Here is a 9,523-nt window from a genome sequence, read left to right as displayed (position 1 = left end):
AAAAGCATTTGAAATATATAATGACTTAATAGAAAAGTGTAATAAAGAAATATCAAGAAATAAAAATGATTATGAGCTTTTTGAAATACAGGCAGATTTATATTTGAAAATTGATGATAAAGAAAGTGCATTAGAAACATACAATAAATCTATAGAAGTATGCCTTAAAAAGATAAAAAGTTTTGAAAATAAAAAAATATCGAATGCTGATAATGATGATGAAAATAAAATAGATTCTTATATGGAAGGTTTATCATATTTAGCATTTTTCTATCAAAAAGTTTCAAAACCAGATAAAAGCATACATATTTATGAAGAGCTTATAAAAATATATAAGGAAAATATGCCAGATAAAGAAGATAATATAATTTATTTAAAATCCATTGCAGAACTTTATATAAAATTAAATCAAAAAGATAATGCTTTAAAAACATATAAAAGAATTTTAGAAATAGATAAATATAGTAATGAAGCAAAAGAAAACATAAAAGATATAGAATCAGGAAAAGAGGTAGAAACAGCATACATTTTTAAATTATGGAATAGGAAGTATAAACAATAGGAGAAAATATAAATAGTATTTAAATAATAAAAGCCTAATATGTTTTACCATACTAGGCTTTATTATTAAGTTAATTTCTAATTAATTTATTTCTTTTTATTCTTTTTTGCTTCTTTTGTATTTACTTCAAGTGCAGGATTATAATCTTTTCTAGTATAAATATAAATAAGCATAACAATACCGATTAACATCATAGGCATAGAATAAATAGCACCTGCTGTGACTGGGCCTGCAGTCCATTCTGTAATATCGCGTGCAAATTGTTCTATTAAAGTTCTAAAAAGTCCGTAAAGAAAAATCCATACCCAAAGTCTTGTACCAGGTCTTATATTTTTATTCTTTTCGCTTAAATAACCTATTAAAAAAGAAACTAAAGCAAGAATCAAACCTTCAAGCAATGCCTCATATATCTGAGAAGGATGTCTTGGCTCTGTATAAGGCCTTATAGCAGGAAGCATAGCTGCCCATCTGTCATATCCGCCTACTGCATCATATAAAGGAAATTTCATTGCTAAAAAAGAATCTGTAACACGTCCGTAAAGCTCAGCATTCATAAAATTTCCAATTCTTCCAAAAAATAAACATAAACTGCATGGAAGCGTAGCATTATCAGTAATAGTATAAAAATCATATTTGTATTTCTTGCTGAATATGAATAATGATATAAACATTCCTATAAATCCGCCGTGAAATGACATGCCTGCAAAACCTGTAAATGTAAAACCATTATCAAGATTGATTCCTAATATCTCCCAAGGAGTTAAAAAACTCTGAGGTGAGTAAAAAAGAAAATAACCTATTCTAGCACCTACTATAGCACCTACAGCAGCATAAAATACCATGTCATATATACCGCCGTTTTTTTCATCAAGATTAAATTTTATCCAGCCTCTTTTCTTTAAAAAATATAAAATAATACAAGATGATATAATCCCCACTATATACATAAGTCCATACCACCTAATAGCACCTAATATAGGTATGCTAGGCGGAAATACAAATGGAGTAAAAAATTCCGGATAAGTCATATATTTTCCTTAAATTAAAATTTATTAATTATGAATTATTTTTATTAGTTTTTTAGTATAGAATAATACATTGAAATTATTAATCTATCAAGTGTCAGTTATCTATTTAATATAGATAAAGATCTCTTAGCCTCCAATGAGAAAATATCTTTATTATCATTATTTACAAAACTATTTAAGGTATCTTTACTTTTTTCAAGATTAAATGCTGATAAACAAGTTATGCATTTCCAAAGAACAAGTTTATTATCTTTATATTTCTTTATTAAGTTGATTATATAATTAAGATTTTTATCATTAGATAAATCTTTATTATGAAAAACCATAAATCCTACAGCATCTATAACTTCATAAATTTTTATTAAATCATCACCTTCTAAAATATCTATTAAAATAGGAAATATGTCTATATTCATTTTTGATAAAGTTCTAGCTATTATATCTCTTGGCATTGGATAAGTTTTCTTTAAGGATACTTTTTCTGGTAATTTTTTATATTGATTATCTCCAATCTTACCAATATAGTTAATCATTTCTTTTGCACTATCAATATTACCATTTTGGAGAGTTTCGCATATTGCTATTTTAGTATACAAACTCTTCTCTTTGGATAATTGCAATAACAAACTACTGCACACTTTATTTTTATTTATATACTGTTTTAAATTTATGGCTGCAGATGTTCTTATTATAGCGTCATCATCATTCAAACATTTAATAAGTTCTTTTAATGATTTATTTTCTAATAATTTAACATCTTCTTCTAAAGGCATGCCTCTATTTTTTAGTCTTTCCAAATCGGATTTCAAATTATGTTTCATGTACAATATATACTAAAAAATTTGAGTTTTGTCAAAATTTATTTTGATTTTTTTATAAAAAACGTATTATTTGTATAATATAACTGTGTTTTATATAAAAAAAGCTCCAAAAGAAATTAATTCTTAAGGAGCTTTAATTTTTATTAAAAAATATTTTTTATCTTAAATTAACAGCATTGCGGTATAAAAAATTCTTTCTATCATTAGCATATTGAGCTTTAGAAGAACTAGGATACTCAGTTAAATATTGATTGTAAGTCTGATAAGCTTTATCAAAATTTCTTACATTATTATTACCTTTTTCATATATTTCAGCAAGAAGCAATATAGCATCTCCGCGTTTAGAGAATTTTTTATTTCCATCTAAAGATTTTTCTAATATAGAAGCACCGTCAGAGATTCTTCCAAGTTGTTTTAAACTGTCAGCAACTTCATAAGCAGCATTTCCATATACTGCACTTTTAGAATATTTAGTCATAACATCATTGAAATAAGCAATAGCTTCATCGTATTTGTTTTCTAATTTTTTTATTACACCCATAGAATATATAGCAGCTGCTTTTTCATCATTATTAGCACCTTTTAAAGTAGATGCTTTCTGATACATATCAAAGGCGTTTGTATAATCTTTATTATAATTATATATATCTCCTATTCTAAAATGGCTGTATACAGAATATTTAGAATCAGGATATTCACTTATAACTTTATTGTATGTATTAACTGCATTTTTATAATCTTTTATATTTCTAAGGTCTTCAGCAGAATTAAATAAAGCTACTGTTTCAGGATTAGCACCTGCAGGAGTTTTAGAATTCTCTTTTTTTGCAGAAGCCTGAGTATTATTAACAGGTTGATCAGTATTTGCATTATTAACTGTTGTATTACCTGTATCAGCATTAACAATAATATTAACTCTATTTGTATCTGTATTATTAGTAGCAGTATTGTTCATATTGTTAGTTGCTGTGTTATTAGTAGCAGCATTATTATTCATATTGTTAGTTGCTGTGTTATTAGTAGCAGCATTATTCATATTGTTAGTTGCTGTGTTATTAGCAGCAGCATTATTCATATTGTTAGTTGCTGTGTTATTAGCAGCAGCATTATTCATATTGTTAGTTGCTGTATTATTTGTAGAGTTTTGATCTACTGCAGCTCCTTGAACATTTGTAACGTTAATAGTGTAAAAATATTTTCTTATTATGCTTTGTTCATTATCAACTTGGAAATCAAGTTTACCCAAACCAGCAGTCAATGTTCTAAAAGTGATAAAAGCATTAGTTTTATCTCTAGTAAATCTTACAAAATCTAAATTTGTAGAATAGCTTGTTATACGTATATATCTGTCAAAATTAGTAGCATTTAATTTAATAGAAAACAAAGTATTTTCTGCTAAATCTACAGACTTTACTAAGTCCTTTTCCGCAGGACTGCCTTTTATACGGGCGGCTGCTGCATTAGTTACTACTTTATCATCAGGCTGAACTGTTATAGTTTCCTGAGCAAAAAGCGAGCTAAATACAGTAAACATAACTAATATACAAGAATATAAAAAAACACGCATGATTCTCTCCTAAATTTATTTATTTTTTTCGGTTTTCTGTATAATTTCTTGAGTATTCTAATTCCTCAAAAGTTAAATTGTCCTTAGTAGAAAGCATTTCTCCTTTTATAATTTTTTCCTCATCTTCTTTCATATTATTAATGGCTTTGGAATTTTCTTCTTCCGGCGTTAATGGTATAACTTTAGGCTTAGAACAAGAGCCTATAAGAACACCTAAACTCACTGTTAATAATAACCATAAAATTATTATTAAGAAAAATAATTTTTTTTTAGTATTGTAAAAATTTTTAATTTTTTCTACCATAAGTTGATACCCCTACAGTATAATTATAGAATATACTAAAAAATTTGCAATAATTTATAGTCAAAAATAAAAATTATCTGTCATTATATCCTTTAGGGTGATTTTTATGCCAATTCCAAGCAGTTTGTACTATAGTTTCCAATGAATCTATAGTAGGAGTCCATCCTAAAATTTCTCTAGCTCTATTGCTGCTTGCAATAAGCTCTGATGAATCGCCTGCTCTTCTAGGGCAAACTTCTGCAGGTATAGGATGTCCTGTAACTTTTCTAGCTACTTCAATAACTTCTTTTACACTGAATCCGTTGCCATTTCCTAAATTGCATGAAATACTTTTTCCGCCGTTTTTTAGATAATTCATAGCTGCAATATGTGCCAAAGCCAAATCGCATACATGAATATAATCTCTTAGGCAAGTTCCATCAGGTGTAGGATAATCATCACCGAATATTTTTATAGATTCTCTTTTACCAAGCGGTACTTGAAGTATTAATGGTATTAAATGTGATTCCGGATTATGATCTTCTCCAATATGCCCGTCTGGATGAGCACCTGATGCATTAAAGTATCTCAAAGCTACATAATTAAAATCATAAGCTTTACTATACCATGAAAGTATTTTCTCCAATGCCAGCTTACTATCCCCATAAGGATTAGTAGGTTCTTTTCTGCAGTCCTCTTCCAAAGGTATTTTTTCCGGTTCTCCGTATACTGCTGCTGTAGAAGAAAATATAAAATTCTTCACTTTTGCTTTAAGCATTGCATTAAGCAGATTAATAGAATTAGATACATTGTTATGATAGTACTTGGCAGGATTCTGCACACTTTCTCCAACTTCTATATATGCACATAAATGCATAACTGAATCTATATCATGTTTTTTGAAGATTTCATCAAGAATAGCACTATCTCCAATATTTCCATGATAAAAATTCTTACATTCTTTTATAGCTTCTTTATGCCCATACTCCAATGAATCAATTACAATAGTTTCTATATTCTGCTTTAAAAGTTCATTAACTACGTGAGAGCCTATATAGCCAGCTCCTCCGCATACTAAAACAGCCATATTAATACTCCATTTAAATTAATAATAAAAAGTATAATTTAATTACTAAAAAAGTCAAAACAATATTTTATAATATTATTAACCATAATCATAATAAAATTAAAAAATATATTGAAATTAATCTAATTATTAAATATATTTAAAGTATGGAGTTGTTTATGCCAAAAAAAATATTGCTTCTGCTATTTATATTATATATTAATGTATTCTCTCAATCATATAATATAGATTTAGTAAAATATGGAAATTTTAATAATTACCCTAATATTACAATAAATGAAATTATAAGTACAATATTTAGTAATGTAATATGGGAAGATATAGAAGGTGTAGATGGTAATAGATATGTTAATATGGTAACTGACACTGATTCTCAAAAATTTATACTGCAATTTAGAATCCTTAATAATAAATGGTATATAAATGCTGCTGAGCTTAATAATGAGCCGTATAATATATCAAACATAGAAGAAGAATTATATAATTTATATCAAGAATATACTGGAAATCAAAATAATTATAATCAAAATCTTAATTTAAGCGACAGTCAGTTTATAAACCTAGTAAAAGATAATTATTTTTCATCACATAGAGATGTAAAAGTCGGTGATATAATGACAGCAATATTTGATAATGTGAAATGGGAAAAAATAATAGGAGTAGATGGTAATAATTATGTTAATATGAATGCATATTCTGATAATGAAAAAGTTACAATACAGTTTAAAATAATAGATTTATACTCTTGGGAATTAAATGCTCTTGAAATAGACGGCATTGCTTACAGCACTGAAAATATAGATAATAAATTATACGATCTATATAAAAAGCATAACTATAATTATTATAATGATAATTATTATAATAATCAAAACAATAATAATTATTATAAACCAAATAATAATCAAAATTTTAATAATAATAATTTAAATAACAACAATAATTTTAATAATACTCCTGACATAAAAAATAATAATTTAAGTTACAGGGTTAATATTGTAAGAAATAATTATTTCCTTCCTCATAGAGATGCAACCATAGGAGAAATAATTGATACTGTATTTTCTAAACTTGGATATGATGTAAAATGGGAAGATAGTAATGATTATGTTACAGTTAATATATCATCTGCCAATAATAAATGGAAATCATTTTTAAAATTCAAAATAGAAAATAATAATCCAAAATTAATAGATGCTCAAATTAACGGTGAAAAATACAACATTGAAACAATAAAAAATGATTTATACAGCTCATATGTTGAAACAAAAAAACAATACGGACAAATTATAAAAAATTAAAATTTCCATCAAATTTTATTAATATGTAAACTAATAGTCAGATTATGTAAACTAAAATTATAAAAAAAATATATTTTTTATTGATTTAAATTCATAAAGCTATCATAATATATATAGTAAGAGTTAAACGGAGTTACCTTATGAAAAAAATAATTTTTATTATTGTTTTAGCAATATCTTCAATACTATATTCTCAATACTATGATAGCTATGATATAGGAAAATGGAATCTAGTTGAAAAAATAGATCCTATTACAGATGAAAAAGAAATATCTTTATACATTAAAGCACAAGAACAAAACAGTTTAAATTATAATACTTTATATATTAAAATAACTAAAGATAGTATTAATATCAACATATATACGCCGTCTCTATTATTTAAAGAAAGATTCAGCGATGATGACAAAATAGATTTAATTTATAGATTAGATAAAAATGAACCTAGAAGTATGATATTAAATAAATATGGTGAATCTGAAGTGTATTCATTAACTGATAATGAAATTACAAGCGGAAGAAGCATTGTATTTTTGAAAGAGCTTATTTCATCTGATTTATTAGCAATAAGAGCTTTAGAGCAGATAGGAAGTGCTAAACATACATACACTTATGTATATGATTTGAAACAATTAAGAGAGCTGCTTCTTAATGCTAATTTTGATAATACTATGATTAAAAGCTATGAATCAGAAATTAAATCAATGATACTTCAAAAACAGGAATCAGGTGAAGCGGCTCCTTCTGAAGAAAATAATAATCAAGAAGAAAAAACAGAAAAACAAAAAACGGAACGTGATGATAATATATATATGATTGATGATATTTAATTAAAATTATAAATTATTTCTTATATTAGTTTGAATCAGTAAAGCTAATATAAGAAATATTCATAATTATAACATAAAATCATGCAGCTAAATATTATATTTTGACAAATTTATTTAAGAATTCTATTTCTTGAAGCATGTGCCAAAGCAATAGCAACAGCATCTGCCGTATCATCTTGAATAATATTAGAACCAGTAAAAAGATTAACCATTTTCATCATGGCATCCTTATTAGCATTTCCATTTCCTGTTATTTGAGATTTTATTTCTTTAGGTTTATATTCAGTAAAATCAATATTGTTAAGTGTAAGTGTCAATATTATAACGCCTCTTGCCTCAGCTACCTTTAAAGCTGTTGTTGTATTTTTAGAAAAGAACAGTTCTTCTATAGCAGCATCATTAGGATTATATTTGTTTATTAGAGTATTTAATTCTGTATATATTGTTGAAAGTCTTTTATTGTATGGTTGATTTGAAAATGTTTCAATAAGCCCAGAATTTACTATTTTGTATGCGGAGTTTTTAGCTTCTATAAAAGCATACCCGCATCTAGCAAATCCTGGGTCTATTCCTAAAGTTATCATAAAGTATATAATTGCTTTTATTTTATGATAAAATATTATTCTTCTATTAAATTATCAGTAATTTCTAAGTTAGTAGCAACAGCAGAAACATCATCATGATCTTCAAAAAGACCTATGATTTTCATAACTTTTTTAGCGTCGCTTTCAGCTATAGTCATAGTATTATCAGCTATACGTACTATTTCAGCACTTTCAGGCTCAATTCCTTTAGCTTTTAAGGCATCAACTATAGAAGATAAAGATTCCATAGGACCAGTAATAGTAAATACTTCTCCGTCTTCCTCTATATCCTCAGCACCTGCATCAAGAACTATATCCATTAATCCTTCTTCAGTATTTCCTGCAGCAGGAATCATTACTACAGCTTTTTTCTTAAACTGCCAAGAAACGGCACCATTTTCTGCTAAGTTTCCGCCGTTTTTACTAAATATAGATCTTATTTCAGCAGCAGTTCTATTTTTATTATCAGTAGCAACATCTACAATGATAGCAACTCCTCCTGGAGCATAACCCTCATAAGACATTTCTTCAATATTAGCACCTTCTCCAGCACCTGAACCTCTTTTTATAGCTCTATCTATATTATCATTAGGCATGTTAGTACCTTTAGCTTTAACTATAACCATTCTTAATCTAGCATTTTGATCTGGATCTGGGCTTCCGCCTTCTTTTACTGCAATTGTTATTTCTTTAGCTATTTTAGACCAAATTTTACCTTTTTTTGAGTCATTTGCGGCTTTTTTATGTTTAATACTAGCCCACTTGGAGTGTCCTGACATATTACACCTCTATTTATTAGATTTTTTTTTAGATATCATTATATTTTGCGTATATTATATACTAAAAACTAACTATTGTCAACTTTTAAAAAATCATAAAATATTTTTTTATTTTTTATATATTTTATACATAAAAAATAAAATTTATGGATATATTAATGTTAAAAGAAGTAATGCATATAGGGATCACAGTAAGTGATATAGAAAAATCTATTAAATTCTATAGAGATATATTAGGATTAACTTTCAAAGGTCAGGCTGTAATGGAAGGCAAAGAAACAGATGCACTTTTTAATATGGAAAACTGTAAAATAAAAATTGCCTATCTAAATGGCAGCGATAATATAATATCTCCTCCAATAGAACTATTAGAATTTATAAATCATAAAACAATAGAAGATAAACCTCAATTAAATAAAATTTCAACATCAGAAATTTGCTTCAAAGTAAACAATATAGAAAATGTATATAAACACTTACTAAAGAATAATGTAGAGTGTTTATCATCGCCTCAGGAATTTGATTTTACAGCTTATGGATTTGGAAAAAGCAAGGCATTATATTTTAAGGATCCTGACGGAATAATTTTAGAACTAATGGAAACATTTTAATTTTTTATTTATTATATTAAACTAGTTATAATAATATAACTAAATTATAATTACTTTTTAGAAAAAATAT

General features: G+C 26.4%; 11 protein-coding genes. 4 read left to right on the top strand and 7 right to left on the bottom strand.

Annotated features, from left to right (window positions below; genetic code table 11):
- Nucleotides 1–562 (top strand): lipopolysaccharide assembly protein LapB (locus tag Q0J90_RS03980; RefSeq protein WP_297276678.1); only part of this gene is annotated, 562 nt, incomplete at its 5' end.
- An 86-nt stretch (nucleotides 563–648) separates the two neighbouring features.
- On the opposite strand, the gene lgt is transcribed toward Q0J90_RS03980, so the two are convergent.
- From lgt to galE, 5 genes are all read right to left on the bottom strand, one after another.
- On the bottom strand, nucleotides 649–1,590 hold the full coding sequence (lgt, locus tag Q0J90_RS03975) for a prolipoprotein diacylglyceryl transferase (protein ID WP_297276677.1): 942 nt from the start codon (nucleotides 1,588–1,590) through the stop codon (nucleotides 649–651).
- A 98-nt stretch (nucleotides 1,591–1,688) separates the two neighbouring features.
- On the bottom strand, nucleotides 1,689–2,411 hold the full coding sequence (locus Q0J90_RS03970) for a hypothetical protein (protein WP_297276676.1): 723 nt from the start codon (nucleotides 2,409–2,411) through the stop codon (nucleotides 1,689–1,691).
- Nucleotides 2,412–2,568: 157 nt separating this feature from the next.
- Nucleotides 2,569–3,978: a tetratricopeptide repeat protein gene (locus tag Q0J90_RS03965; RefSeq protein WP_297276675.1), complete on the bottom strand. Its 1,410-nt coding sequence runs from the start codon at nucleotides 3,976–3,978 to the stop codon at nucleotides 2,569–2,571.
- Between the two features lie 19 nt (nucleotides 3,979–3,997).
- The gene (locus Q0J90_RS03960) at nucleotides 3,998–4,282 is read right to left on the bottom strand and encodes a hypothetical protein (RefSeq protein ID WP_297276674.1); all 285 of its coding nucleotides are present in this window, start codon (nucleotides 4,280–4,282) and stop codon (nucleotides 3,998–4,000) included.
- Nucleotides 4,283–4,355: 73 nt separating this feature from the next.
- Entirely contained in the window at nucleotides 4,356–5,348 is a 993-nt protein-coding gene (gene galE, locus Q0J90_RS03955; protein ID WP_297276673.1) for a UDP-glucose 4-epimerase GalE, read from the bottom strand.
- A gap of 158 nt (nucleotides 5,349–5,506) precedes the next feature.
- Between galE and Q0J90_RS03950 the strand changes: the two genes are divergently transcribed.
- Together Q0J90_RS03950 and Q0J90_RS03945 are read left to right on the top strand one after the other, a co-directional pair.
- Nucleotides 5,507–6,649 (top strand): hypothetical protein, encoded by a 1,143-nt coding sequence (locus tag Q0J90_RS03950; RefSeq protein WP_297276672.1) that lies wholly within the window; start codon nucleotides 5,507–5,509, stop codon nucleotides 6,647–6,649.
- Between the two features lie 140 nt (nucleotides 6,650–6,789).
- Nucleotides 6,790–7,479, top strand: a complete 690-nt coding sequence (locus Q0J90_RS03945) for a hypothetical protein (protein WP_297276671.1) — start codon at nucleotides 6,790–6,792, stop codon at nucleotides 7,477–7,479.
- 110 nt (nucleotides 7,480–7,589) lie between these two features.
- On the opposite strand, the gene ruvC is transcribed toward Q0J90_RS03945, so the two are convergent.
- Both ruvC and Q0J90_RS03935 read right to left on the bottom strand, forming a co-directional pair.
- Nucleotides 7,590–8,063, bottom strand: a complete 474-nt coding sequence (gene ruvC, locus Q0J90_RS03940; protein WP_297276670.1) for a crossover junction endodeoxyribonuclease RuvC — start codon at nucleotides 8,061–8,063, stop codon at nucleotides 7,590–7,592.
- Between the two features lie 35 nt (nucleotides 8,064–8,098).
- Nucleotides 8,099–8,842 carry a YebC/PmpR family DNA-binding transcriptional regulator gene (locus tag Q0J90_RS03935; RefSeq protein WP_297276669.1) on the bottom strand — a complete coding sequence of 248 codons (744 nt, stop codon included), beginning with the start codon at nucleotides 8,840–8,842 and terminating at the stop codon, nucleotides 8,099–8,101.
- A gap of 158 nt (nucleotides 8,843–9,000) precedes the next feature.
- Here Q0J90_RS03935 and Q0J90_RS03930 point away from each other — a divergent pair, with 158 nt between their 5' ends.
- A complete protein-coding gene (locus tag Q0J90_RS03930) occupies nucleotides 9,001–9,453 on the top strand; it encodes a VOC family protein (protein ID WP_297276668.1) in 453 nt (150 codons plus the stop codon).
- The last annotated feature ends 70 nt before the right edge of the window (nucleotides 9,454–9,523 follow it).

Origin of the sequence: uncultured Brachyspira sp. (genome assembly GCF_944390595.1) — a bacterium.
GTDB lineage: Bacteria > Spirochaetota > Brachyspiria > Brachyspirales > Brachyspiraceae > Brachyspira.
The sequence above is the reverse complement of the archived record's forward strand: the minus strand, read 5'-3'. Positions and strand labels throughout refer to the sequence as shown.